Origin of the sequence: Mesorhizobium sp. STM 4661 (genome assembly GCF_000359125.1) — a bacterium.
Taxonomy (GTDB): domain Bacteria; phylum Pseudomonadota; class Alphaproteobacteria; order Rhizobiales; family Rhizobiaceae; genus Mesorhizobium.
Genome location: NZ_CAAF010000030.1, coordinates 160,950 through 184,595 on the forward strand (window position 1 = coordinate 160,950; position 23,646 = coordinate 184,595).

Sequence of the window (23,646 nt, forward strand, 5' to 3'; positions counted from 1 at the left end):
GTCAACCCTTAACGGCGCCGGCCGTCAGGCCGGCGATGAACTGCCGTTGCATGGCGATGAAGACGACGATCACCGGCAGTGTCGTGATCGTCAACGCGGCGAAATAGAGCGTCCAGAGCGAGTCATACTGCTGGAAGAAGCTGACGAGCCCGAGCGGAATGGTCTGCACGGACGGGTCGCGCAGCAAGAGAAAGGCCAGGAAGAAATCGTTCCAGATCTCGATGAAGCCGAAGATCAGGATCAGCGCCACGCCCGGCCGGATCAGCGGCAGCATGATGTGGATCAGGATCGCCAGCCGGCTGGCGCCATCGACACGCGCGGCGTCTTCCAGGTCGGCGGGAAGCGTGACGAAGAAGCTGCGCAGGATAAAGACCGAAAGCGGCAGTGACGTCGCGGCGTAGACGAAGGCGATGCCGAGCCGGTTGTTGATCAGGCCGAGATCGCGCGCGACCATGAACAGCGGAATGGCCATGACTTGCGGCGGCACCAGCATGGCCGCCACCGCCACCGCCAACACAAGCCCGCGTCCGGGAAAACGAAGACGCGCCAGCGCATAGGCGCAGGGCGTTGCGACGACGACGAGGATGATCAATGCCGAACCGGTGACGAAGATGCTGCTGACGATGCGCGATCCCATGCCGGCGATGCGCCAGGCATCGACATAGTTCTGGAACACGAGGCTCGATGGCGGCCCCCAGATGTTGCTCAGCATTTCCTGCTTGGTCTTGAGCGAGCCGAACAGCACCCAGAGCAGCGGGTAGATCGTTTCCATCAGCACAAGGACGAGCGCGGCATAGATGCCGGCAAGTTCGAGAATGCCGCGCGCGCCGAGGCGGCGGCGATGGCTGGCCATGCCATTGCCAAGGGAAAGAGAAGGGTTGGCCGCGGTACTCATCAGACGTCAAGCCTTTGCCGTCGCATCAGGGCGAGCAGCCCGACACTGGCGAGCCCGACGATCAGGAAGAGCACGTAGCCGATGGCCGCCGCATAGCTCATGGCGCCGTCCTGGAAGGCCTTGCTCATCATGTAGGTAAGCACGACCTCGGTGGCGTGGTTCGGGCCGCCCTTGGTCAGGACATAGACGATGTCGAAGTTGCGCACGAAGGCGCCGGAAAGGCCGAGAATGGTGTTGATGAAGACGATCGGCATCATCATCGGCAAGGTGACATGCCAGAAGCGCTGCACTGGTCCCGCGCCGTCCATCTTCGCCGATTCATAGAGTTCGGACGGGATCGTCTGCAGCCCTGCGAGGTAGATGACGGCGTGGAAGCCCAGCCACTTCCAGACATCGACGACGATGATCGAATAGAGCGCGATATCGGCGTCGCCAAGCCATGACTGTTTCAGTCCGCCGAGGCCGAAAAGATCGAGCGCGCCATTGAGCAGCCCGAAGACCGGATTGTAGATCCAGGACCAGAGCAGTCCGACGGCGACGAAGGACATCGTCACCGGGATGAAGGCGGCGGCGCGAAAGAAGGTGCGGCCGATGAGCGCCCGGTTGAGAAGCAGCGCCAGCCCGAGACCCAGCACGTTTTTGAGCACGACGACGGCGACGACGAAAATCAGATTGTTGCGCAGCGCGCCGAGGAAGATGCGGTCGTGCGTGAGGCGCTGATAGTTCGAGAAGCCAGCCCAGATCGGGTCGGAAAACCCGTCCCAATTGTGCAGGCTGAGCCAGAAGCCGTTGACGAAGGGCCAGAGGTAGAACAGACCGAAGAGGATCGCGGCAGGCAGGATCATGACGAAGGCGACCGCGCCATCGCCTGAAACGAAGCGCCCGAAACGGCTCGTGGAAGGAGCCGCCTCTTGCGGTCGCGTGCTCATGCGGCGGACTTCTTCGCGGTTTTCGGCGTCAGCACCAGCCCGAGCGTGTCGCTGATATAGGCGATGCTTTCCAGCGTGCTCTGCTCGGCCGTCTTCTTCGAAGCGTCCAGTTCGATGATGGCGAGGCCATCGTAGTTTGCGTCGAGCAGCACGTCGACGATGCCGGCAAGGTCGACGACGCCGGCCCCAAGTTCGCAAAAGGCACCGTAGCGGTCATAGCCTTTCAGCGCTGGATCGACCTTGGTGTCCTTGAAATGCATGTAGCGCACGGCCGAGATGTAGGTCCTGACCGCATCGACCGGATCGGAATTGGTATGGGCAAGATGCGCCGGATCGATGCAGAGGCCGGCGAGGTCTGTGTCGAGTTCATCCATCATCCGGTCGAGCTGGTCGCGGCGCTCGATGAAGGTGTCGAGATGCGGGTGGTAGACCGTCTCGATGCCGAGATCCTTGGTCCGCCTGCCTATATCCTCGAGCGCACGGCAAAAGCCGCGGTAGTCGTCGGCCGTGTGAGACCCGGCAATAGCTTCCGATGGACCGCCGCCCAGAACCAGCACCGGAGAACCGAAGCCCTTCAGCATCCTGGTCAGCGCGACAAGCACATCGCGCTCATGGGGCCAGGCGACAGGGTTGGTGAAGATCGCGTTCACATAGAAGGAGGAGAGTTTGATGCCATACTCGCTCTGGCCTTCCGAGAGCAGCGCGTAGCGCCGCAGAATGTCGGTGTCGGTGGTGACTCCCATCGGCGCCTGGTTGCCGAGCTGCATGTATTTGCGGGCGTACTGGTCCGAGAGGCTGGTGAAGGCGAGGATCTCAAACCAGCCGAAGCCTTGGTCGGCCAGGAATTTCATGGCCGGCCTGAGCGGAAGGCCGGTCAGGTCCCAGCTGTTCAGGTGATAACCGATCGAGAAGCGCTGCCGCTCGGCGCGATTTGTCGTCATGTGTCTGTCTCCGATGAATGAGGCAGCCCGAGACGGGCGGCCCCCTTGTTTAATGGTTGGGTTCCATGTCTGGCGCATCAGCTCAGCCGAGCGCGGCGCGGGTTTACTTGGGCGGCCAGTTGCCCTGCGCCCTAAGGTCGTCGAAGGTGGACTGGACCGAGGCGGCAGCCTCCTCGGGCGTCGTCGTGCCGCCAACGACACCGGCGATTGCGGAGGCGGTGGCTGTCGCGACTTCCGACGGCCAGATCCAGTCGAGGAACTTGATCGTGCTGGGGAAGGCTTCCTTGCGGAGTTCGACAGCATAGGCATCGTCGACCTGCGGCACGCCCTTGATCGAGGCTGCGATCGGCTGTTCCGGTGCAAGGTAGAGCGTCGCAACCTCGGGCCGGGTCAGATATTCGATGAACTTGATGGCCGCATCGAGCTTCTCGGGCGGGATCGACGAGGCGACGCAGATACCGTTGTCGGCGCCGCCGCCATGGCCTGGCGCGCCCGGCGTTCCGTCCATTTTCGGAAAGGCAAAGACGCCCCATTTGAAGTCCTTGACGCTCGTCTGGAGCGACGGGATTTCCCAGGTGCCGCCATAATACATGGCGCTCTTGCCGGCGGCGAAAGCCGCGCGCATTCCGTCCTGGTCGACGGAAAGCGAGTCCTTGGAAAGGATGCCGTCATCGACCCATTGCTTGATCAGCTTGAACCCCTCGACATCAGGCGCATCGGTGAATTTCGCCGTGCCTTCCAGGTTCTTCTGCGTCTTGCCGACGGGGTCGCCCGAGGTCTGCGAAAAGGTTTCGAAGAACCACATCGGCCACATGACGGTGTTCGAGCCCTGATGCAGGAGAGGGATCACGCCCGCGTCCTTGAACTTCGGCACGGCCGCCTTCAGGTCGCCATAGGTCGACGGCGTCGGGATACCGAGCTTCTGGAAGAGGTCGACATTGTAGAAGATCGTCGATGTCGACAGTGTGGAGATGGGGACACCATAGACCTGGCCGCTGATCGTGAAGGCGCCAAGTGCGGCGGCATCGATCCTGTCCTGGAACGGCTTGATCTTGTCGGTGATCGGCATCACCAGCTTGCGCCGGGCATAGGCGCCGTTGGTATAGAAGGCCGGGCAGGCGATCAGGTCCATTTCCTGGCCCGCCAGCTTGGCGGTCATCAAGCGCTGGATGGAATCGGTCTGGGGCCCCTGCGCGTCCCACTCGACCGCCGAGACGTCAGGGTTGGCCTTGAGGAAACCGTCAAGAACCTGCTGCTGGATCTTCTTCTGCTCGTCCGGCGGCTGACGCGGAGCGAGTTGGTCGAGGGCCGAACCACCGAAAACCTTGAGCGTGATCCCGTCGGCATGGCCGATGCCGGGTAGCGTGATCAGGCTCAGGCTGAGCAGTGCGGCAGCTAGCATGGCGGGGCTTTGTTTTGAACGATGGGTCACTCTCTGCTGAACGGGCATCTGGCTCTCCTTTACGCCAATGCCGAGGGGCAACCTCGGGACCAAGATCGTTGATGGTCATATGATCTTGGTCGCCTGTTTAGAATTTTGTCAATCGGAAGATGTGCCTCTTGTTTGATCAATCCCGAGGCTGGAGGTCGGTAGATACCCGCACAGATTGCCGCGCCGGCCGGGCCGGGTGCCCTCGTCCGGTTGCTGAACCTCGGCCTTGTTCAGTTGAGTGCTGCGACCTCGGCCGCCGCAGGGCTGGTGAGGTGACGCTCTATCGGCGCGGCGTTGGACGGTTGCAGGAACTGTTACTGACTGGCCAGCAAGAGATTCCGGGCAATTCTTTCAGGCACCTGGCAGAAATGGATTGGCGATACGCAGCCCTTCGTCGAGCGCCATTCCATGTTGCATATCCTCAGACCAAAGTGTGTCGCAGCCAGCGTGAAGCGCTGCGGCGGCAATCATGGCGTCGTATATGGAAAAACCGTAACGCTCGGCCAGTGCCAGCCCTGTCTCATGTGTCTCGATGGTGACGGGATGGACGCTCAGCAGGCCGCGTAGGGTGGACAGTAATGTGTGGGTCTCCATCCATGACAGCCGCATCTTGCGGCGGGCGACATTGGCGAGTTCGTTGAGAACCTGCACGCTGATTGCGCCGCCGGTGGCGATGGCCATCTCCGCCTGGTCGGCTTTTACGGAATCGCCCGACGCGATATAGACAAGGACATTGGTGTCGAAGAAGCTACCGGGCATTAGCCTCATCCCGGTCGAATTTGAAATCGGCGGGAAGGCGACCGCGGAAGGCACGAAGCCGTTTCAGCAATTCCTCGCGCCCAGGCTTGCGCGCGATGTCGAGCCGTCGGGCATCGGCGATGTGGACTTCAATCTCATCGCCTTCCCTGAGTTCGAGAGCCTCGACCACAACAGCGGGAAGACGGATGGCGAGGCTGTTGCCCCACTTGGCGACCTGCATCACACTCTCCTGTGGATATACGTTGGGCGATATGTATATCCATGAGAGGTTGGTATCAAGACCACTCGCTGCCAATTGCTGCTGCTTCCGTTCGGCAGTCGCCCGGTCAGCCGAAAACGCCCTTGGATGCATGTTGACAAAAAACCAGCGTGCCATTAATCCGTATATTGGATGCAATTTGTGATGCGATGGACCATATCCGCCGACAGCTGCGTCGTAAGTCTGAGGATACAAGCCAATGAACCTGGATCGCGTCATTACCGTCGTCGGAGCCCATGCCGAGGGCGAGGTGGGCCGGGTGATCACCGGCGGCGTCCTGCCGCCACCGGGTGCCACGATGTTCGAGCGCATGGAGAATCTGGAACGCGACAGCGCTTGGCTTCGCAACATGCTGCTGTTCGATCCGCGCGGCAGCGTCAACGCAGCCGTCAACCTGATCACGCCGCCCATACGCGCCGATGCCGATATCGGCATGATCGTCATGGAGTCGGACTACTTCGTGCCGATGTCGGGCTCGAACCTGATCTGCACGGTCACGGTCGCTCTCGAGGCCGGCATGATCCCGATGCGCGGCGCCGGGACCATCGTCAGGGTGGACACGCCGGCCGGCCTGGTCGAGGTCGAGGCGGATTGCAGCGGCGGCAAGTGCCGCCGCATCACATTCCGCAACATCCCTTCCTTCGTCATGCATCGCGACCGCATGGTCGACGTGCCCGGGCTGGGATCGCTGCGGGTCGATGTCGCCTATGGCGGCATGATCTACTGCGTCGTCGATGCCGAGGACGCCGGCGTGACGCTGGCCCGCGACGAGGCGCGCGACCTGATCGGGCTAGGCGAGCGCATCAAGGCCGCCGCCGCCGAACAGCTTCCCTCGATCCATCCGGAGAACCCGTCGATCAACACCATCAACCAGACGGAATTCGCCGGTCCGTTGCGGATCGTCGATGGCGTGAAGACCTCGAAGAACGCCGTGGTCGTTTCTCCCGGCCGGCTCGACCGCTGCCCCTGCGGCACGGGAACCTCCGCGCGGATGGCCTTGCTGCATGCGCGCGGCGATCTCGCTGTGGGCGAGAAGTTCCGGCATACCTCGATACTCGACACCGTCTTCGATTGCCGCATCGTTGAGACGGCCATGGCTGGCAATGTTCCCGCGGTGGTGACGGAGGTTTCCGGGCGCGCCTGGCTGACCGGGGTGAGCCACTACGGAGTGGATCCGGAGGATCCATTCCCCGAGGGCTACCGCCTGTCGGACACATGGTTCAGGTAGCGCCGGTGTTCAGGTAACCGCCAGAATATTTCGCCGGCTAATCAGACCGCGCAAGCTCGATCACGCAACACGAACCGGACAGGCAAGCAAGCCGATGACATCACAGAATACCGACCTGACTTGGCTCAACCCGCCGCCGCACCACGCCTTCGGCGACAACACCGTCCATGTACGCACCGGCAAGGAGACCGATTTCTGGCGCGAGACGTTCTACGACTTCTGGCGCGACAACGGTCACTTCCTCTATCGCCAGGTCGAGGGCGACTTCAGCGCCGAGGTCACGGTCAAGGGCGACTATAAGGTGCTCTACGACCAGGCCGGATTGATGGTCCGGTTGAGCGAGACGCACTGGGTCAAGGCCGGCATCGAGTATACCGACGGGCTGATGTATTTTTCCGTCGTCGTCACCAACGATGCGTCCGACTGGTCGCTGGTCAGCATTCCGGCAAGTCCGGACGGCGTCAGGATCCGCTTGACCCGCCACGCCGAGGCGATCCGCGTCCAGTATCTGGATGCGTTCGACGGCCACTGGAAGCCGGTGCGGCTTGCCTATTTCCCGCCCTCGAAAACAGTCGATGTCGGCATGATGTGCTGTTCGCCGCAACGCGAGGGCTTCGAGGTCACATTCAGCGATTTCTCTGTCGGCCCGGCGATTTCGAGGGAACTCCATGACTGAGGCGCGCCAAGCGATGCCGGCCGCGGGCCGCACGCGTCGAGATGCGGGCAAGGTCCGCTGGGCAATCGTGGGGGCGAGCCAGATCGCCCGCTCCTGGGTCGCCAAGGCGATCCAGTCCGTGCCGGATGCGGAACTGGTGGCGATCGTCAGCAGGAGTGCTGCTCGCGGCCGCGCATTCGCCGATGACCTCGGGATTCCGGTATCCGCGACAAGCCTCAAATCGCTTCTTGCCGAAACCGCGATCGACGCAGTCTACGTCTCGACCAACAATGACAGGCATCGCGACGACACGCTCGAGGCAGCGGCGGCGGGCCTGCACGTGCTTTGCGAAAAGCCGCTCGGGCTGACGCTGTATGATGCAGTCGAGATGGCCAGGACCTGCGATCGCGCCGGCGTCGTCCTGGCGACGAACCATCATATGCGTGGCGCGGCGACGCACAGGGCCATCCGCGACCTGGTGCTGACAGGCCAAATCGGCCGGCCGCTTGCCGCGCGTGTGATGTACTGTGAATACCTGCCCAAGGAACTGCAGACGTGGCGCACGAAGGACAAGACGCAGGGTGGGGTCATCTATGACCTGACCGTGCACAATGTCGACGTTCTGCGCTTCGTGCTTGCGGACGAACCGGTCGAGGTCATGTCGATGAAGGCAAGCAGCCTGATCGGCGAGAATGGCGTGGAGGACCAGGTGCAATCCATCGTCAACTTCGCTTCCGGGTTGATTGCCTACATGCATGAGGGCCAGGTCTTCGCCCATCACGAGACGGCGCTTGAGATCCATGGCACCGACGGGTCGATCTATGGCCGGGGCATTCTGGATGAGGCGCCGTCCGGTCGTGTCTATCTTCGCCGCGGCACCGAGATGACGGAAATCCCGGTCGAGCCCGCCAACCTTTACGCCACCACGATCGCCCAGTTCAATGCTGCCGTGCTTCATGGCGATCGTCCGGCGGCGACCGGTTGGGACGGGGTCGCATCGCTTGCCACGGCGCTGGCCGTCAGGCGCTCGGCACAAGAGGGGGTGCGTGTGTCCGTGCCGCGCTTCGAGGAAAATCCGCCCGTTCCGGCGGCGTGACAAGCCCGTATTGATGCTGCCGCATGTCGGATTTCACAGTGGACTTTCAGATAGAATATTGTAGATTGGATACATTATTGCGAAAGCGAGTCCAAGGAGAGACCAGACGATGACGCATTGGCAGGGGGTATTCCCGGCGGTTACGACCAAGCTCGACCAGGACGGTTCGATCAATCTCGAAGCGACACAGGCAAGCATCAACCGTCTGATCGATAGTGGCGTTTCGGGCATCATCGTCCTGCCGATGCTGGGCGAGAATGCCTCGCTGCTGCCACGGGAGAAGGAAGCCGTGATCCGGGCCGCCAGGGAGGTCGTCGCCGGACGCGTTCCGCTTCTCTCCGGCCTCGCCGAGATTTCGACCGCAGGCGCGATCGCTGGCGCGCGCGCGTTCCAGGATTACGGCGCCGAAGGCCTGATGGTATTCCCGAGCCTCGGCTACAAGACCGACCAGCGCGAGACGGCCGAATGGTACAAGGCGATCGCCGGCGCCAGCGACCTGCCGATCATGATCTACAACAACCCGATCGCCTATGGCGTCGACGTCGCGCCCGCCATCCTCAAGATGCTGGCCGATTGCCCGACCATCGTGGCGGTCAAGGAAGAGACCGGTGACGTACGCCGTGTCACCGACATGTTCATCGAGCTGGGCAATCGCTTCGAAATCTTCTGCGGCGTCGACGACCAGATCGTCGAAAGCATGTCGCTCGGCGCCACCGGCTGGGTTTCGGGCATGACAAATGCGTGGCCGAAGGAATGCGTCCAGCTCTTCAACCTGTGCGCGGCCGGCAATTTCGCCAAGGCGCGCGACCTCTACCGCATCCTGACGCCGTCCTTCCACCTCGATACGCATGTAAAGCTGGTTCAGTACATCAAGATGGCTGAGCACCTTGTCTACGGCGCGCCTGAATGGACCCGGTCGCCGCGATTGCCGCTGGCCGGTGAGGAGCGCGAGCGCGTCATCGCCACCATCAAGGCGACGATCGAAGAGCTCAGGCAGACGCAATCACGCCGGGCTGCCTGATCCGCGGGGATGTCCAGGTCACCACCGGAAAATCCGCATCGCCGGTTGCGCTTTCGAGAGGTCGCAGCCGGCGGATGCGCCAGGAATGGATTGCATGCATAAGATTCCCGTATTCGGCGCGCCCGACCTGAAGCAGATCCGCGAGACGGCGCGGCGGCTGGATTCGGCCTGGATCGGCGGCGGCTTTTCCCGCGACGGCGGCTCCGACGTCAGAAATATCATGTCCCCCTTCGACGGAGAGACGATCAGCGAAGTCGCCTTTGCCAGCGAGAGGCAAGTGGATCTTGCCGTGCGGGCCGCCCGCGCGGCGCTGAAGGCGCACTGGGGCACGATGGGGCACGAAGGACGCGCGACGTTGATCCGTGCGCTGGCGGACGCCGTCGAAAGAAACTGGCTCGAATTGGCGCTTCTCGAAAGCCTCGATGTCGGCAAGCCGATCCTGCATTCCTATAATGACGATTTGCCGACGACGGTCGGCGTGCTGCGCTGGTATGCCAGCCTGACGGAGACCGCCTATGATCTCGGTCCGGCCCGTCGCAAGGGCGTGCTCAGCCAGATCGTGCGCGAGCCGCAAGGCGTGGTCGGCATCGTCCTGCCCTGGAACTATCCGCTGACCACACTGGCGCTGAAGATCGGCCCGGCGCTTGCCGCCGGCAATACGGTTGTCTGCAAGCCTGCCGACGATACGCCGCTCACCACGCTGCGGCTGGCCGAACTAGCGATCGAAGCGGGGTTCCCGGTCGGCGTCATCAATGTCGTACCCGGCACCGGCGCCGTTGCCGGAAAGGCACTGGGCCTGCATGACGATGTTTCGGCGATCAATTTCACCGGCTCGACCGCCACCGGACGGCGTTTCCTGCACTATTCGGCCGATTCGAACCTGAAGGAAATTTCGCTGGAATGCGGTGGCAAGAATCCCGCCATCATCCTGCCCGACGTCAAGTCGCTTGACCGTTTCGCCGACGACATCTCGACCGGTTTCCTGATGAATTCCGGCCAGCTCTGTTCATCCATATCGAGGGTTCTCGCGCCGCGCGCGCTGGAAGGCGGTCTTCGCGACATGCTCGCCGCCAAGATGAAGGAATGGCCGATCGGCGATCCGTTCGATCCGGCCACGCGCATCGGGCCGCTGGTCAGCGACGCCCACGCGGCCAAGGTCAATCGCGTCATCGACACCGAGAAGCAGCGCAACAATGATTTCAGCGTGTCGGCGGCCGAAATTACGGGCGCATCGCCGCGCCTGGTCGAGCCGATCGTCTTCTTCAATGTCGCCGAGAGCGCCGATGCCTGGAGGGAGGAGGTCTTCGGCCCGGTTCTCTCCGTCAGGTTCTACGACGATCTGGATGGTGCGATCCGCAGTGCGAACGATACGCAATATGGCCTCAGCGCCTATGTCTTCGGCGAGGATCCGAACGCAATTCGCGAGGCGTCCACAACGCTCGATGCGGGTTTCGTGGCCATCAACGCTTTCTGCGAAGGCGACTTCACGACGCCGTTCGGCGGCTTCAAGACATCCGGCTTCGGCGGCAAGGACAAGGGCATCCATTCGCTCGACCAATATTCCCGGACCAAAAGCATCTGGTGGGCGACATAAAGGCTGACGTATTCGGCTGGGCGCAAGTGAAGGTAAGTTCGATATGGCATCCAAGGCGTATGACTACATCGTTGTCGGGGCGGGCGCCGCCGGTTCGATCGTCGCCGCCAGGCTTGGCGAGGACAGGAGTGTCCGCGTGCTGGTCCTGGAGGCCGGCCCAAGCGACAATTCCATCTATGTGCGCATGCCGGCCGCCATGTCCTACCCGCTGACCGACCAGCGCCGGACATGGAGTTTCGAGACGGGACCTGAAGAGGCGCTCGGCGGGCGCATGATCACGCATGTCAGGGGCAAGATGCTGGGCGGCTCCGGCTCGCTCAACGGCATGGTTTATGTGCGCGGCAATCCGCGCGACTTCGATGCGTGGGCCAAGGACGGCCTGCCAGGCTGGTCCTTCGCGCATTGCTTGCCCTACTTCAAGAGACTGGAAACCTACGACAAGGGCGCCAACACCTATCGCGGCGGTGATGGGCCGATCGCGATCACGACGCTGAAAGGTAATCTGCCGGTCTTCGAGGCATTTCTCGAGGCCGGCCAGCAGGCGGGCCATCCGCTCAATCCCGATTACAATGCCTACCGCCAGGAAGGCGTCCATGTCTACCAGGCAAATATCGACAGGGGCGTGCGGGCGAGCGGCGGCAGGGCCTATCTCAGGCCTGCGCTGCGCAAGGGCAATGTCGACCTCGAGCTGAACGCCCTGGTGCACCGGATCGACTTCGACGGCAAGCGCGCGGTCGGCGTGACATATGAGGTTGACGGCGCGATCCAGACCGTCGAGGCGGGACGCGAGGTGGTGCTGTGCGGCGGCGCCTTCAACTCGCCGCAGCTTCTGCTTTTGTCGGGCGTCGGTCCCTCCGAAGAGTTGCGCGCGCTTGGCGTCAAGTCGGTTGCGGACGTACCGGGCGTGGGCAAGGGCCTCGTCGACCACGTCGCTGTTTCGGTTCGCTACAGGGCGTCGCGCCCTGGCGTCTCCCCCGCCATGGACCTGAACATGTTCAAGATGGGCCTGATCGGCGCGCGATGGCTGTTCCTGCGCTCCGGCCTCGGCGTGACCAACCTTTGGGAGGTCGGCACGTTCTTCAGGAGCAGCGCGGCCGCCGACTATGCCAACATCCAGCATGAGTTTCTGCCGATGCTGGGCGAATTGATGCACGGCAAGGTCAACATCGAAGAGGGGTTCCAATACCAGACCTGCCTGATGCGGCCGAAGAGCCGGGGCGCCGTTACGTTGAAATCGGTCGATCCGCGCTCCCACCCCTCTATCGTTTCCAACTACCTCGCGCATCCGCAGGACCAGCGGGATCTGATCGACGGTGTGCGCCACACCGATGAGATCATCCAGCAGCGTGCCTGGGACGGCATGCGCGGCGAAGCCCTGACGCCGGGGCTGAGGACGATGCCCGACGCCGAAGTGCTTGCCTGGCTGAAGGAGAATCTCGGCACGCAATACCACCCATGTTCGACGTGCCGGATGGGCGTCGATGACATGTCGGTCGTCGATGCCGACGGCAAGGTAAACGATACCGAGGGGCTGCGTGTCATTGATGCGTCGGTCATGCCGCGCATCACCAGCGGCAATCTGCACTGCCCAACCATGATGATTGCGGAAAAGCTTGTCGATCGCGCGCGGGGACGCGCGCCGCTGCCGCCACAAATTATCGATTATGCGGATCGGCTATAATTAGGGCCGGACCCCGGTTGGAACCCTCAAATCTCGACTGCAAAGCGGAGATTGGATCACAATGAAATATTGGATACGATCGTACAAGTAGAACGATTCTGGAAAATATCTGCCATGCCGCCACCAGCCAAGCCTCTGTTGCAGCGCCAGACCGTCACCGCGATGGTCGCGGAATATATCGCCGCCAAGATCATCGGCGGCGACTACCCCGGCGGCCATCAGATCCGCCAGGAAGCGATTGCGGCCGAGTTGGGCGTCAGCCGGATTCCGGTGCGCGAGGCGCTTCTGCAATTGGAAGCGGAAGGTCTTGTCGTCATCAGGACGCATCGCGGCGCAGTCGTCTCCGATCTGTCGGCCGATGATGCCATTGACCTTTTCGACGCACGGCTTCTGCTGGAGCCGTTCCTCGTCAAGAAGGCCATCGCGCGCATGTCCAACCAGGACATCGCCAATGCCGAGCGGGCGCTTCAGGACTACGAGGCTGCGATCAGCAGGGGCGATCCCAAGGAACTCAGCCGTCTCAACTGGGCCTTCCACACGGCGCTGCTCGAGCCCTCCATGCGGCCGCGTTCGATGGCGGTGCTGCAAACGCTCTACAGTTCGGCGGATCGCTATCTGCGCCTGCAGATCGAACCGCTGAAGGCCCAGACCAAGGCGCTGCAGGAGCATCGCGACATCTTCGCGGCCTATCGCCTGCGTGATGCGGTCGAAACATCGAGACTGCTCAAGAAGCATGTCGCCGACGCGGCCGAAGAGATCGTCAGCCAACTGAAGCGGGGCGAGGCCGCCGTCTGACCCTGTCCCGGCTGATCCTGTTTTTACGGATCGGGCCTTTGGTATGTCGAAATCGGCCGGGCATTTTCCACTGTCGCTCGGAAACCAGCTGACGCCAGGGCAGCCGACCGGGATATGCTGGCCCCGCCGCAATATCTTCACAAGGAAAATCAAAACCGGCCGAGGAGGCGAGGCGAATTCGTTTGACTCTCATGATTATTGTATCCAATATCCTGTAAAGCAAGGTTGTCGAAGCTGCCATCAAAAAAGGGGAATTCACAATGACACGCAAAGCAGGAGACGAAGCCAATTCAAGCTTGTCCACATCGGCGATCAGCAGGAGAGCCGCTCTCGCCGGAATGGCCGGCCTGGGAGCCGGGGCATTCCTGTTGAGGCTGTCCTCGCTGCCGGCGCAGGCGGCTGCCGGGGGCGAACTCCAGGTCATGGCCTGGGAAGGCTACGACCTGACCAGCGAGCTTGCCGACTGGCGCAAGACAAATGGCGTGACGGTGGAGACCACGTCGATCGCCAACCAGGATGACGTGCAGGCAAAGTTCGTGGCCGGCAACCCGCCGCCCATCGATCTGGCGGAATACAATCAGGCCTATGCGGATCTCTATATAAGGGAAATGAAGATCGTTAATCCGATCGATGTCTCGAAAGTGCCGAACTACAACCCCGACAACATCTTCAGCCAGTTCTACGACCAGCCTACCTGGTTCGCCGACGGCCAACATTGGGGATCGCCCTATATCTGGGGCTTCAACACGATCCTGTTCAATGCCGACAAGCTGGCCAAGCCGGCATCCTATGCCGACCTGCTCGATCCCTCGCTCAAGGGCAAGATCGCCATCATGGACGACACGGTGAGCTCCTGGCCGGTCGCTGCGCGCGTTGCCGGCCTTGGCGAGAAATATCCGCTGCTGACCAAGGACGAGCTTGGCAAGGCTTTCGCGGAATTCTCCAAATATCGCGATCAGGCCCGCGTCATCGCCCTCAACCAGGGCGAGCTTGTCAATCTCATGGTTTCCGGTGAGGTCGTTGCGGCACTTTGCGCCGATCCCTCGATCATCACGCAGACGGACCAGCAGAACATGAAGATCGAGATGGCCATGCCGAAGGAAGGCCCGGTCCTTTGGGTGGATGCCTGGTTCATCCCGATTTCGGCGGACAACATCGAGGCCGCTCATGCCTTCATCAACCAGTCGCTCGATCCCGCGGTGCAGGCCAAGGTCGCCATGGCCGTGGTTCAGGCGCCAGTTTCCAAAAAGGCGGTCGCACTGCTCGATGAGAAGTCGCGCAGCCGGATCGACTACAATGCCATCGACAGCATCTTCGCCGCCGGCCTGCCCGGCATTCCGCCGCGGGCCTCCGACACCCATGCCACCTATGACGACTGGATCGCGGCGTGGCAGGAATTCAAGGCGGGGATGTAGACTTCCCCCGTTTCAACAGGCTGAATTGAGAATTGGCTATCGGCGTCATTGCCGATAGCGCGTTTTGTCGGTGGGATGTTCATGAAGGCACCGCGCTCTAGCATGGGCAGCCTGCTGGCTGCGCCCGCCGTTCTGTACATGGTCGTGTTTTTCGTCGTGCCGAGCCTGATCCTGTTCGTCTACAGTTTCTGGACGGCGGCCTCGTACAAGATCGTACCGGACTTCGTGTTTTCGAACTATCTGAATTCGCTGATGTCGCCATTGTTCTGGACGGTGACGATCAACGCCATCCTGATCGGGCTGGTCACGGCATCGATCACGCTGGTGCTGGCGATTCCGGTGGGCTACTACCTCGTCTATGTCAGCCGCTCGCAGGTCATCCTCTACCTTATCCTGATCACCTGGTTTTCCAGCTATCTGGTGCGCATCTATGCCTGGCGCACCTTGCTCGGCACCAGCGGCGTCCTCAACACCATCCTGATCCAGGCCGGCATCGTCGACACGCCGGTCGGGGTGTTCCTGTTCAGCCGCTTTGCGGTCGCGATCACGCTGATCCACATCTACCTGCCGTTCTGCATCCTTCTGGTGGTGTCGTCGCTCAGCGAGATCAGGAAGGATATTGTCGACGCCGCGCGCGACCTCGGCGCCTCTCCGCTCGGGGCCTTCTTCCGCGTCATCGCGCCCAACGCGGCCAGCGGCCTGGTCGGCGCCTTCATGCTGACCTTCGTCATGGTTGCGGGCGACTATGTCACGCCGCAGATGCTTGGCGGGTCGTCGGGCCAGACGACCGGGTTGCTGATCGCCGACCAGTTCCGCAAGACCGGCAACTGGCCGCTCGGTGCTGCCCAGGCCTTCCTGATGTTTCTGGTGTCGATCGTCATCTACCTTGCCGTGATGGGGATTGGGCGCGCGACGGGCCTGGTCGTGAAGCGCCGGCCGGCAAGGAAAGCGGGGGGCTGACGCAGTGGTGCTGAAGTTGGTGGTCTGGGCGATCCTGGCGTTCTTGTTGATGCCGCTGGTGATCATCGTTCTCTTCTCTTTCCATGCGAGCCCTTCGCTGTCGTTTCCCTTTGCCGGCTTCAGCCTGCGCTGGTACGCCGAAGTGCTCGGCAATGCCCAACTCGGCTCGGCCCTGGTCAAGAGCCTCACCGTCGCCTGCTTCACCGCGTTGATCACGCTGATCCTGGGGGCGGCCGCTTCGCTTGCCTGGCTTCGCCTAGGGCATCGGGGCCGCGCCTTGCTGGAGGTGCTGTGCCTGACGCCGATCGCACTTCCCGGCCTCTTCGTCGGCGTCTCGCTTCTGGTGCTGTTCGCCCAGGCCCGGATCCAGCTCTCGACGGCCACCATCGTCATCTCGCACGTGGTGCTGGCCCTGCCCATCCTGATCGTGGCGATGCGCGCCCGGCTTGCCTTGTTCGACCCGTCGCTGGAGGAGGCATCGCGCGACCTCGGCGCCAGTCAGATGCAGACCTTCGGCAAGGTGACGCTGCCTCTGATCGCGCCGACATTGATCGCCTCGGCCATATTGGCGTTTGCCGTGTCTTTCGACGAGTTCGTCGTTACCTCCTTCGTCGCCGGCACCGAGACGACATTGCCCATGTATATCTGGTCGATGATGCGGCGCACCGTCACGCCGCTCATCAACGCCATCTCTACGCTCGCTCTGGTGTTCTCGGTCGCCATCCTCTTCATCGCCTGGCTCATAGGCCATCTGCGCAGAAGGTCGGCCGTCGCCGGCCGCACCGTGTCATAAGGATCGACAGGCATGACAATCCGCGCGCCCGTGATCGAGATCACCGCGGCCCAGAAAATGTTCGGTTCCTTCCAGGCGTTGAGCGACATCAACCTGTCCATCGAACAGGGCGAGATCGTAACCTTGCTCGGCCCCAGCGGCTGCGGCAAGACAACTCTGATGCGGCTTTTAGCCGGCTTCGAAGCGGTGACCGCCGGCACCATCAGGATCGACGGCAAGGACTGCGCCGGCCAACCGCCCGAGCGGCGGCCGGTGAACATGGTCTTCCAGCGCTACGCGCTTTTCCCGCATCTCGACGTGTTCGAGAACGTTGCCTTCGGCCTCAAGGTTAAGGGCACGCCCAAGGCGGAAATCCGCGAGCGGGTCCAGCGGATGCTGCACATCGTTCAACTCGACAGCTTCGCCAACCGCTATATCAACGAATTGAGCGGCGGCCAGAGCCAGCGCGTGGCGCTCGCCCGGGCGCTCGTCAATGGTCCGAAAGTCCTGCTGCTCGACGAGCCGCTTGCCGCGCTGGATCTGAAGATCCGCCAGCATATGCTGGTCGAGATGAAGCGCATTCATGCCGAGACCGGCGCCACCTTCGTCTATGTCACGCACGACCAGGACGAGGCGATGATCCTTTCGGACCGTGTCGTCCTCATGGAGAAGGGCCGCATTGTCCAGGTCGACCGACCCGAAACCATGTACGCGGCGCCGAAATCGCTGTTCGCCGCCAAATTCCTTGGCGAGACCAATTTGTTCGAGGCGGCAATGGCAAGCGATGATGCCTCAGGCATGACAGCCGTCACCGGGTCGGGGCTCCGCTTTCACAGTTCCATCGTTCCGGCTGGCGAATTGCGCGGCAAGGCGATCGTCTCAATTCGACCGGAATCCTTCCGCTTCAACCGGGACAATGACACCACGCAATCGGCGACCGGGCAGGTCGAGGATGTCATCTTCATAGGCAGCAGATCGTTCTACACCATCTGTCTCGCCGACGGCGTTCGCGCTCGTGTTCAGGTCCAGCGCAGCACCCGCACGAGCCTGCCGAAACCAGGTGAGAAGGCAGAAATTTTCTGGGACTCCGAAAACGTCGTCATCCTTCCGGGATCCTGACCGCATGAATCCCGAATGTATGGCTGGCGCCACGCCGGCGATATCGGCAAGCCCGCCCGAACTATGCGCCGTCAGCGTTCCAGGCAGGTGGCAACGCCAAGCCCAGATCTCGCAGGGTCAGTCGATCCTGTTCGCCGACAGCCTGCTGCCGGATCTGGTCAACGGCTCCTTCGTGCTCGGCATCCCCAATGTCATCTGGTTCGCGCTGATCGCCACCGCGGTGCTTACCGTCGTCGCCTTCCGCACCAAGCTTGGCCGCTATCTCTACGCGCTCGGCGGCGGCGAGATCGTCGCCTCGCACGCCGGCGTCCCCGTCACCTTCTACAAGATCCTGGCCTTCGTGCTGGCCGGCGGCATTTGCGGTCTCGCCGGCGTCATGCTGACCGGCCAGGTCGGCGCCGGCACGCCGACGGCGGGAAGCAGCCTGCTGCTCAATTCGATCGCCGCCTCGTCATGGGCGGCACCGCCCTATCGGGCGGCATCGGCGGCCCGCACCGGACCTTCCTCGGCGTGCTGGTCATCGCCATCCTGACGAACGGCATGGACGTGACGGAGGTCAACAGCTTCACCCAGGACATCGTCAAGGGCTTCGTCATCATCCTGGCGGTCTCGCTCACCATCGACCGCTCGAAATATCTGTTCATCAAGTGACGAAATCTCTTCAATAAGACCGGAAGGATCTGTTCATGAACGCGTCGGACAAGAAGAAATTCGGCCGCACCGGCCTCGAAGTCACTACGATGGGTTTTGGCACGGCGCCGCTCGGCAACCAGTTCCGCGCCGTCCCGGAGGCGGACGTTCGCGACGTTATCAAGGGCGCGTGGGATTCCGGCTTGCGCTATTTCGATACGGCGCCGATGTATGGCCATGGCCTGTCCGAACGCCGGCTGGCGAAGCGCTGCGTGCCTTCCCGCGCGATGAATATGTTCTCTCGACCAAGGTCGGGCGCCTGCTCGCTCCGGTGCCGAAGGGCGAGATGAAATCGTTCTTCCGGGTCGACATGCCTCCCTTCGAGGTCGTCCACGACTACAGCTATGACGGCAGCATGCGCTCCTTCGAGGACAGTCTGCAGCGGCTCGGCGTGTCGCGCATCGATATCCTGTTCATTCACGACATCGATGTCTTCTCTCACGGCCCCGATCTCCAGAAACAGCATTTCCGCACCGCCATGGACAGCGGCTACAAGGCGCTGGAGAAGCTTCGATCCGAGAAGGTGGTTTCGGCCATCGGCGTCGGATGCAATGAATGGCAGGTTTGCGAGGCGGCACTGCGCGAGCGCGATTTCGACTGTTTCCTGCTCGCCGGCCGCTACACGCTGCTCGAACAGGACGCGCTCGACACGTTCCTGCCGCTCTGCGAGGAGCGCGACGTCGCCATCGTGCTCGGCGGCGGCTTCAACAGCGGCATCCTCGCAACCGGTGCCGTGAAGGGCGCGCACTACAACTACAGCGAAGCAGCGGAGCCGATCCTCCAGCGGGTCGGCAACATCGAGGCGGTGTGCCGTGAGTTCAATGTGCCGCTCGCGGCAGCCGCGCTGCAGTTCGTGCTGGCCCATCCGTCGATCCCGACGAACATACCGGGCACCCGCACCAGGAAGCATCTCGACCAGAATGTCGCCCTCATCGGCCATCCCATTCCGGCCGAATTCTGGGCGGCGCTGAAGAAGCAGAGCCTTATCCCAGAGAATGCGCCGACGCCGGCTTGATGGCGGATCATGGTTCAAGACCTCCCCGTCATGTTTCAAGACCTTAGGGGCAAGACCGCGCTGGTCACTGGCGCGTCCGGCGGGCTTGGGCTCTATTTTGCCGAGCTTCTGGCCCGGCAAGGTGTTTCGGTCACGCTGGCCGCGCGCCGAAAGCAGGCGCTTGCTGAGGCCGCCGAAAAAATACAGGCGGCCGGCGGCAGTGCTCTCGTTGTCGAGATGGACGTCGCCGACAGCGCCTCGGTGGCGGCCGCACTAGCGCAAGCGGGCACACCGTTCGATATCCTGGTGAACAATGCCGGCGTCAGCGGAACCGCGCCGGCACTCGATCTCGACGAGGACGGCTTGGACCGCGTGATCGACACCAACCTCAAGGGCGCCTTCGTCGTCGCTATAGCGGTCGCGCGCGGCATGCGGGCCTCGGGCAGCAGTGGCGCCATCGTCAACATCGCCTCGATCCTCGGCCATCGTGTCACCGGCAATGTCAGCGCCTACGCCGCTTCGAAGGCGGGCGTGATCCAGTTGACCAAGGCGTTGGCGCTGGAATGGGCGCGTTATGGAATTCGCGTCAATGCGCTTTGTCCCGGCTATATCGAAACCGACATCAATCGCGATTTCTTCGCCTCGGAAGCCGGCCTTCGGCTTATCAAGCGCATTCCGCAGCGCCGGCTGGGCAGGCCGGATGAACTCGCCGGCGCGCTGCTGTTGCTCGCATCCGATGCCGGCAGCTACATTACCGGCTCGACCATCGAGGTCGATGGCGGCCATCTCGTTTCATCCTTGTGAGTGCTCATGAAATTCGACATTCCCGCCCGCACCGAAGCTTTTCGCGCTGAGATCGCCGACTTCGTCGCGCGCGAGATCCTGCCGCTGGAGGCTGACAGAACGTCTTACGATGCCTATGGCAACATCGCGCTGCCGCTGCTGGAGACGCTGCGGGTCAAGGCGAAGGCGGCGGGTCTGTGGTGCCTGCAACTGAAGCCCGAGACCGGCGGGGCGGGCCTTTCCAAGGTGGAGATGGCCGTCTGCTACGAGGAGATGAACCGCTCGATCTTTGGTCCCGTGGTGTTCAATTCCGCGGCCCCCGATGACGGCAACATGATGGTGCTGGAAGCGCTGGGGACGCAGGAGCAGAAGCAGAAATGGCTCCAGCCGATCGTCGAGGGCAAGGTCCGTTCGGCCTTCGCGATGACCGAGCCGCATCCGGGCGGCGGTTCCGACCCGTCGATGATCGTGACCAAGGCCGAGCGGCGCGGCGACAAGTATGTGGTCAGCGGCCGCAAATGGTTCATCACCGGCGCTGGCGAAGCCAGCCATTTCATTCTCGTCGCGCGCACCTCGGACGATCCGCGTCGCGGACTTTCCGCCCTGCTGTTCCACAAGGACCAGCCCGGTTGGCGGATTCTGCGGCGCATCGAGATCATGGGTCCGGAAGAGCATGGCGGCCATTGCGAACTGGAATTCGACGGGCTGGAGGTGCCGGTCGAGGATTTGCTCGCTGGCGAAGGCAGCGGGCTGAAGGTCACCCAGGTCCGGCTCGGTCCGGCGCGGCTTACCCATTGCATGCGCTGGCTGGGCCTGTCCAAGCGCTGCATCGAGATCGCCCGCGCCTATGCTGCAGAGCGTCATGGCTTCGGAAAGCTTCTGGCCGACCGGGAGAGCATCCAGCTCATGCTCGGCGATCTCGCCATGCGCATCGAGATCGGCCGCTTGCTGGTGATGAAGGCGGCCTGGGAGCTCGATCGCGGCGGCTTCGCCCGCAAGGAGGTCTCGATGGCCAAGGTCCAGGTCGCCAACGTCCTGCATGACGCCGCCGATGTGGCGATCCAGATCAACGGCGCGCGCGGCTATTCCAAGGACACGGTGCTCGAATGGATCTACCGCTATGCCCGCCAGGCCCGCCTGGTCGATGGTGCCGACGAGGTCCACAAGATGGTCCTCAACCGGTTCCTCAACGAGGAGGGGGCCGGCTTCTGGCGCTGGAATGTCGAACCAGGCGAGACAGGCCATGCCGGAAAGCGCTGAGCGCCTGACGCGGCCGGATTTCGATCCGTCACGGCTGGAGGATTTTCTCAGAGGCCGGTTCGGCGATGGCCTTCTGTCGCTGCAGCGGATCGGCGGCGGCCAGTCGAACCCGACCTATTTCGTCGACTATGGCGGGCACCGCATGGTGCTGCGCAAGAAGCCCGGCGGGCCGATCCTGCGCGGCGCCCATGCCATCGATCGCGAATACCGGGTGATCGAGGCGCTCGCTCCAACCGATGTGCCGGTGCCGCGGCCGGTGCTCTACCACGTCGGCGACGAATTGCTCGGCACGCCCTTCTATCTGATGGAACGCCTTGACGGCCGCGTCTTCCATGATTGCGCACTGCCGGGATTGTCGCGCGCCGAGCGGCGCGGCATCTACTTCGGCATGGCCGAGGCCATGGCCAAACTGCACGCCATCCAGCCGGAGGAGGTCGGGCTCGGCGACTATGGCCGGCCGGGAAACTACTTTGAGCGGCAGATCGCGCGCTGGACGAAGCAGTTGTTGGACTCGCCGAGCGATCGCATCGCGGCCCTCGAAGCCGTCGCCGAATGGCTGCCGCGAAATCTTCCGCCGGACGATGGTCGCGTCGCCATCGCGCATGGCGACTTCCGCCTCGGCAATCTCATCTTTCATCCCGAGCGGCCTGACGTGATCGGCATCCTCGACTGGGAATTGTCGACGCTCGGCCATCCGCTGGCCGATCTCGGCTTCTGCTCGATGCCCTGGCATTCCTCGCCGGACGAATATGGCGGCATCCTCGGCCTCGATCATGCAGCACTCGGCATCCCGACCCAGCGCGAGTTCCTCTCCCACTATTTCGCCCATGCCGTGCCCACTGGGCCGTTGCAGCCCTTCCATCTGGTTTTCGCCCTGTTCCGGTTCGCGGTGATCTTCGTCGGCATCGCCGACCGGGCGCAGGCCGGCAGCGCGGCCGCGGCCAATGCGGCCGACGTTGCGCCGCTGGCCGGCCGTTTCGCCGCGCGCGCCATGGAAGTCATCGACGGCGCGCGGCCATGGTGATGCGCGCCGCCGGTCACGCCGAGACCGTCAATGCATGTTATTTGCCCGCCGGTCATCAAATGCAGCGCTGACTTTCTTCCATTCGTGTCGAGATTGGATCGGACGTTGCTTTGATCGCGGCGTCCTGCGTGCCACCGTAGCAGGGTGATCCAAGCCTGAAGCGGAAGGAGCTTGACCATGGCCAGGATTGTACCTGTGCTCGATCTCAGCCGTCTCGAACAGGGCGCATCGGAACAGCGGACCTTTCTGTTCGACCTGCGTACCGCTGCCCGCGATGTCGGTTTCTTCTACCTCAGCGGCCATGGCATATCGGCTGCGGAGATCGAGGACGTGCTTGATGCCTCACGCCGGTTCTTTGCCTTGGCCGAAGCCGACAAGCTGGCGATCGAAATGGCCAGGTCCTCGCAATTCCGGGGCTACACGCGCGCCGGCGGCGAGTTGACCAAGGGCAAGGCCGACTGGCGCGAACAGCTCGATATCGGCGTCGAGCGAGCGCCCATACCGCAAGGACCTGGCGTTCCCGCCTGGACGCGGTTGCAGGGGCCGAACCAATGGCCGGCTTCGTTGCCGGAACTGAAGCCGGCGCTGCTGGCATGGCAGAGCAAGGCAACGGCGGTGGCGATCCGCCTGCTGAAGGCCTTCGCGCTGTCGCTCGACCAGACCGAGGACGCGTTCGACCCGATCTACCGCGGTGAGCCCAACCATCGCATGAAGATCGTGCGCTATCCCGGCCGCCATTCGACCGGCGACGACCAGGGCGTCGGGGCGCACAAGGATGGCGGCTTTCTGACGCTCCTGCTTCAGGACGAGAACAAGGGGCTGCAGGTCGACTATGACGGCAGCTGGGTGAATGTAGATCCGATCCCCGGAACGCTAGTGGTCAATATCGGCGAACTTCTCGAACTGGCGTCGAACGGCTATCTCCGGGCGACCATCCATCGTGTCGTGACGCCGCCGGCCGGCGCCGAGCGGATCTCGGTCCCCTTCTTCTTCAGCGCCCGGCTCGACGCGACGATCCCGCTGCTTGCCTTGCCCGAGGAACTGTCGGCCGAGACACGCGGGCCGGCGAGCGATCCCGACAATCCGCTGTTTCGCGATGTCGGGACCAATGTGTTGAAAAGCCGCCTGCGCTCCCACCCCGACGTAGCGCGCCGGCATTATGCCGACCTGCTTGAAACCAGGGCGTCGCCGGCCTGATGCCATCATTCGATGGGAATAGGAATTTTCGTCATTGCGCCTGGTTTTGGAATTCTATCCGTCGTCAACGCGCCCAAATCAGTTCAAAAAGGTAAAATCGTTCGGCGGTTTCCTCCCATTCCGCTGAACGGTGTTCCCCTCTGAAGC

23 protein-coding genes and 1 pseudogene are annotated in these 23,646 nt (G+C 62.7%); 18 read left to right on the forward strand and 6 right to left on the reverse strand.

Annotation, left to right across the window (positions count from 1 at the left end):
* Window position 1: 1 nt before the first annotated feature.
* The 6 genes from MESS4_RS10675 to MESS4_RS10700 form a co-directional block, all read right to left on the reverse strand.
* On the reverse strand, window positions 2–895 hold the full coding sequence (locus MESS4_RS10675) for a carbohydrate ABC transporter permease (protein WP_006329819.1): 894 nt from the start codon (window positions 893–895) through the stop codon (window positions 2–4).
* Window positions 895–1,824, reverse strand: coding sequence for a sugar ABC transporter permease (locus tag MESS4_RS10680; protein ID WP_006329820.1), 930 nt, complete (start codon window positions 1,822–1,824; stop codon window positions 895–897). The genes MESS4_RS10675 and MESS4_RS10680 overlap by 1 nt, the downstream gene beginning before the upstream one ends.
* Window positions 1,821–2,765: a sugar phosphate isomerase/epimerase gene (locus MESS4_RS10685; protein ID WP_006329821.1), complete on the reverse strand. Its 945-nt coding sequence runs from the start codon at window positions 2,763–2,765 to the stop codon at window positions 1,821–1,823. Before MESS4_RS10685 ends, MESS4_RS10680 begins: the two co-directional genes overlap by 4 nt.
* A 103-nt stretch (window positions 2,766–2,868) precedes the next feature.
* Complete coding sequence (locus tag MESS4_RS10690) at window positions 2,869–4,215, reverse strand: extracellular solute-binding protein (protein WP_006329822.1); 1,347 nt, start codon at window positions 4,213–4,215, stop codon at window positions 2,869–2,871.
* A 333-nt stretch (window positions 4,216–4,548) separates the two neighbouring features.
* Entirely contained in the window at window positions 4,549–4,956 is a 408-nt protein-coding gene (locus MESS4_RS10695) for a PIN domain-containing protein (RefSeq protein WP_036241021.1), read from the reverse strand.
* Complete coding sequence (locus MESS4_RS10700) at window positions 4,946–5,176, reverse strand: AbrB/MazE/SpoVT family DNA-binding domain-containing protein (RefSeq protein ID WP_006329824.1); 231 nt, start codon at window positions 5,174–5,176, stop codon at window positions 4,946–4,948. The genes MESS4_RS10695 and MESS4_RS10700 overlap by 11 nt, the downstream gene beginning before the upstream one ends.
* Before the next feature lie 238 nt (window positions 5,177–5,414).
* Here MESS4_RS10700 and MESS4_RS10705 point away from each other — a divergent pair, with 238 nt between their 5' ends.
* The 18 genes and pseudogenes from MESS4_RS10705 (at window position 5,415) to MESS4_RS10785 (ending at window position 23,499) form a co-directional block, all read left to right on the forward strand.
* Window positions 5,415–6,443 (forward strand): proline racemase family protein, encoded by a 1,029-nt coding sequence (locus tag MESS4_RS10705; RefSeq protein ID WP_006329825.1) that lies wholly within the window; start codon window positions 5,415–5,417, stop codon window positions 6,441–6,443.
* Between the two features lie 94 nt (window positions 6,444–6,537).
* Window positions 6,538–7,119, forward strand: coding sequence for a DUF1349 domain-containing protein (locus MESS4_RS10710; protein WP_006329832.1), 582 nt, complete (start codon window positions 6,538–6,540; stop codon window positions 7,117–7,119).
* Window positions 7,112–8,194: a Gfo/Idh/MocA family oxidoreductase gene (locus tag MESS4_RS10715; RefSeq protein WP_006329834.1), complete on the forward strand. Its 1,083-nt coding sequence runs from the start codon at window positions 7,112–7,114 to the stop codon at window positions 8,192–8,194. Before MESS4_RS10710 ends, MESS4_RS10715 begins: the two co-directional genes overlap by 8 nt.
* A 109-nt stretch (window positions 8,195–8,303) precedes the next feature.
* Window positions 8,304–9,215: a dihydrodipicolinate synthase family protein gene (locus MESS4_RS10720; RefSeq protein ID WP_006329836.1), complete on the forward strand. Its 912-nt coding sequence runs from the start codon at window positions 8,304–8,306 to the stop codon at window positions 9,213–9,215.
* 94 nt (window positions 9,216–9,309) lie between these two features.
* A complete protein-coding gene (locus MESS4_RS10725) occupies window positions 9,310–10,809 on the forward strand; it encodes an aldehyde dehydrogenase family protein (RefSeq protein WP_006329838.1) in 1,500 nt (499 codons plus the stop codon).
* A gap of 43 nt (window positions 10,810–10,852) precedes the next feature.
* The gene (locus MESS4_RS10730) at window positions 10,853–12,490 is read left to right on the forward strand and encodes a choline dehydrogenase (protein ID WP_006329840.1); all 1,638 of its coding nucleotides are present in this window, start codon (window positions 10,853–10,855) and stop codon (window positions 12,488–12,490) included.
* Window positions 12,491–12,604: 114 nt separating this feature from the next.
* Window positions 12,605–13,285 carry a GntR family transcriptional regulator gene (locus MESS4_RS10735; protein ID WP_006329842.1) on the forward strand — a complete coding sequence of 227 codons (681 nt, stop codon included), beginning with the start codon at window positions 12,605–12,607 and terminating at the stop codon, window positions 13,283–13,285.
* A 260-nt stretch (window positions 13,286–13,545) separates the two neighbouring features.
* A complete protein-coding gene (locus MESS4_RS10740) occupies window positions 13,546–14,700 on the forward strand; it encodes a PotD/PotF family extracellular solute-binding protein (protein WP_006329843.1) in 1,155 nt (384 codons plus the stop codon).
* An 81-nt stretch (window positions 14,701–14,781) separates the two neighbouring features.
* Window positions 14,782–15,660, forward strand: coding sequence for an ABC transporter permease (locus tag MESS4_RS10745; RefSeq protein ID WP_036241049.1), 879 nt, complete (start codon window positions 14,782–14,784; stop codon window positions 15,658–15,660).
* A gap of 4 nt (window positions 15,661–15,664) precedes the next feature.
* Entirely contained in the window at window positions 15,665–16,453 is a 789-nt protein-coding gene (locus MESS4_RS10750) for an ABC transporter permease (RefSeq protein ID WP_006329848.1), read from the forward strand.
* Window positions 16,454–16,465: 12 nt separating this feature from the next.
* Window positions 16,466–17,551, forward strand: a complete 1,086-nt coding sequence (locus tag MESS4_RS10755; RefSeq protein ID WP_006329849.1) for an ABC transporter ATP-binding protein — start codon at window positions 16,466–16,468, stop codon at window positions 17,549–17,551.
* Window positions 17,552–17,555: 4 nt separating this feature from the next.
* Window positions 17,556–18,083, forward strand: coding sequence for a hypothetical protein (locus tag MESS4_RS10760; protein WP_006329850.1), 528 nt, complete (start codon window positions 17,556–17,558; stop codon window positions 18,081–18,083).
* A complete protein-coding gene (locus tag MESS4_RS33415) occupies window positions 18,062–18,202 on the forward strand; it encodes a hypothetical protein (RefSeq protein WP_157385554.1) in 141 nt (46 codons plus the stop codon). The genes MESS4_RS10760 and MESS4_RS33415 overlap by 22 nt, the downstream gene beginning before the upstream one ends.
* A gap of 35 nt (window positions 18,203–18,237) precedes the next feature.
* A pseudogene (locus tag MESS4_RS10765) lies at window positions 18,238–19,256 on the forward strand (aldo/keto reductase).
* Between the two features lie 30 nt (window positions 19,257–19,286).
* A complete protein-coding gene (locus tag MESS4_RS10770) occupies window positions 19,287–20,039 on the forward strand; it encodes a glucose 1-dehydrogenase (RefSeq protein ID WP_157385555.1) in 753 nt (250 codons plus the stop codon).
* Window positions 20,040–20,045: 6 nt separating this feature from the next.
* Window positions 20,046–21,278, forward strand: a complete 1,233-nt coding sequence (locus MESS4_RS10775; RefSeq protein WP_006329855.1) for an acyl-CoA dehydrogenase family protein — start codon at window positions 20,046–20,048, stop codon at window positions 21,276–21,278.
* Window positions 21,262–22,302: a phosphotransferase family protein gene (locus tag MESS4_RS10780; protein WP_006329856.1), complete on the forward strand. Its 1,041-nt coding sequence runs from the start codon at window positions 21,262–21,264 to the stop codon at window positions 22,300–22,302. Before MESS4_RS10775 ends, MESS4_RS10780 begins: the two co-directional genes overlap by 17 nt.
* 177 nt (window positions 22,303–22,479) lie before the next feature.
* Window positions 22,480–23,499, forward strand: a complete 1,020-nt coding sequence (locus tag MESS4_RS10785; RefSeq protein WP_006329865.1) for an isopenicillin N synthase family oxygenase — start codon at window positions 22,480–22,482, stop codon at window positions 23,497–23,499.
* The last annotated feature ends 147 nt before the right edge of the window (window positions 23,500–23,646 follow it).

What these genes read in the sequence shown, in the direction of transcription:
- MESS4_RS10675 (WP_006329819.1), bottom strand. Translation starts at nt 895, where the DNA reads ATGAGTACCGCGGCCAACCCTTCTCTTTCCCTTGGCAATGGCATGGCC.
- MESS4_RS10680 (WP_006329820.1), bottom strand. Translation starts at nt 1,824, where the DNA reads ATGAGCACGCGACCGCAAGAGGCGGCTCCTTCCACGAGCCGTTTCGGG.
- MESS4_RS10685 (WP_006329821.1), bottom strand. Translation starts at nt 2,765, where the DNA reads ATGACGACAAATCGCGCCGAGCGGCAGCGCTTCTCGATCGGTTATCAC.
- MESS4_RS10690 (WP_006329822.1), bottom strand. Translation starts at nt 4,215, where the DNA reads ATGCCCGTTCAGCAGAGAGTGACCCATCGTTCAAAACAAAGCCCCGCC.
- MESS4_RS10695 (WP_036241021.1), bottom strand. Translation starts at nt 4,956, where the DNA reads ATGCCCGGTAGCTTCTTCGACACCAATGTCCTTGTCTATATCGCGTCG.
- MESS4_RS10700 (WP_006329824.1), bottom strand. Translation starts at nt 5,176, where the DNA reads ATGCAGGTCGCCAAGTGGGGCAACAGCCTCGCCATCCGTCTTCCCGCT.
- MESS4_RS10705 (WP_006329825.1), top strand. Translation starts at nt 5,415, where the DNA reads ATGAACCTGGATCGCGTCATTACCGTCGTCGGAGCCCATGCCGAGGGC.
- MESS4_RS10710 (WP_006329832.1), top strand. Translation starts at nt 6,538, where the DNA reads ATGACATCACAGAATACCGACCTGACTTGGCTCAACCCGCCGCCGCAC.
- MESS4_RS10715 (WP_006329834.1), top strand. Translation starts at nt 7,112, where the DNA reads ATGACTGAGGCGCGCCAAGCGATGCCGGCCGCGGGCCGCACGCGTCGA.
- MESS4_RS10720 (WP_006329836.1), top strand. Translation starts at nt 8,304, where the DNA reads ATGACGCATTGGCAGGGGGTATTCCCGGCGGTTACGACCAAGCTCGAC.
- MESS4_RS10725 (WP_006329838.1), top strand. Translation starts at nt 9,310, where the DNA reads ATGCATAAGATTCCCGTATTCGGCGCGCCCGACCTGAAGCAGATCCGC.
- MESS4_RS10730 (WP_006329840.1), top strand. Translation starts at nt 10,853, where the DNA reads ATGGCATCCAAGGCGTATGACTACATCGTTGTCGGGGCGGGCGCCGCC.
- MESS4_RS10735 (WP_006329842.1), top strand. Translation starts at nt 12,605, where the DNA reads ATGCCGCCACCAGCCAAGCCTCTGTTGCAGCGCCAGACCGTCACCGCG.
- MESS4_RS10740 (WP_006329843.1), top strand. Translation starts at nt 13,546, where the DNA reads ATGACACGCAAAGCAGGAGACGAAGCCAATTCAAGCTTGTCCACATCG.
- MESS4_RS10745 (WP_036241049.1), top strand. Translation starts at nt 14,782, where the DNA reads ATGAAGGCACCGCGCTCTAGCATGGGCAGCCTGCTGGCTGCGCCCGCC.
- MESS4_RS10755 (WP_006329849.1), top strand. Translation starts at nt 16,466, where the DNA reads ATGACAATCCGCGCGCCCGTGATCGAGATCACCGCGGCCCAGAAAATG.
- MESS4_RS10760 (WP_006329850.1), top strand. Translation starts at nt 17,556, where the DNA reads ATGAATCCCGAATGTATGGCTGGCGCCACGCCGGCGATATCGGCAAGC.
- MESS4_RS10770 (WP_157385555.1), top strand. Translation starts at nt 19,287, where the DNA reads ATGTTTCAAGACCTTAGGGGCAAGACCGCGCTGGTCACTGGCGCGTCC.
- MESS4_RS10775 (WP_006329855.1), top strand. Translation starts at nt 20,046, where the DNA reads ATGAAATTCGACATTCCCGCCCGCACCGAAGCTTTTCGCGCTGAGATC.
- MESS4_RS10780 (WP_006329856.1), top strand. Translation starts at nt 21,262, where the DNA reads ATGCCGGAAAGCGCTGAGCGCCTGACGCGGCCGGATTTCGATCCGTCA.
- MESS4_RS10785 (WP_006329865.1), top strand. Translation starts at nt 22,480, where the DNA reads ATGGCCAGGATTGTACCTGTGCTCGATCTCAGCCGTCTCGAACAGGGC.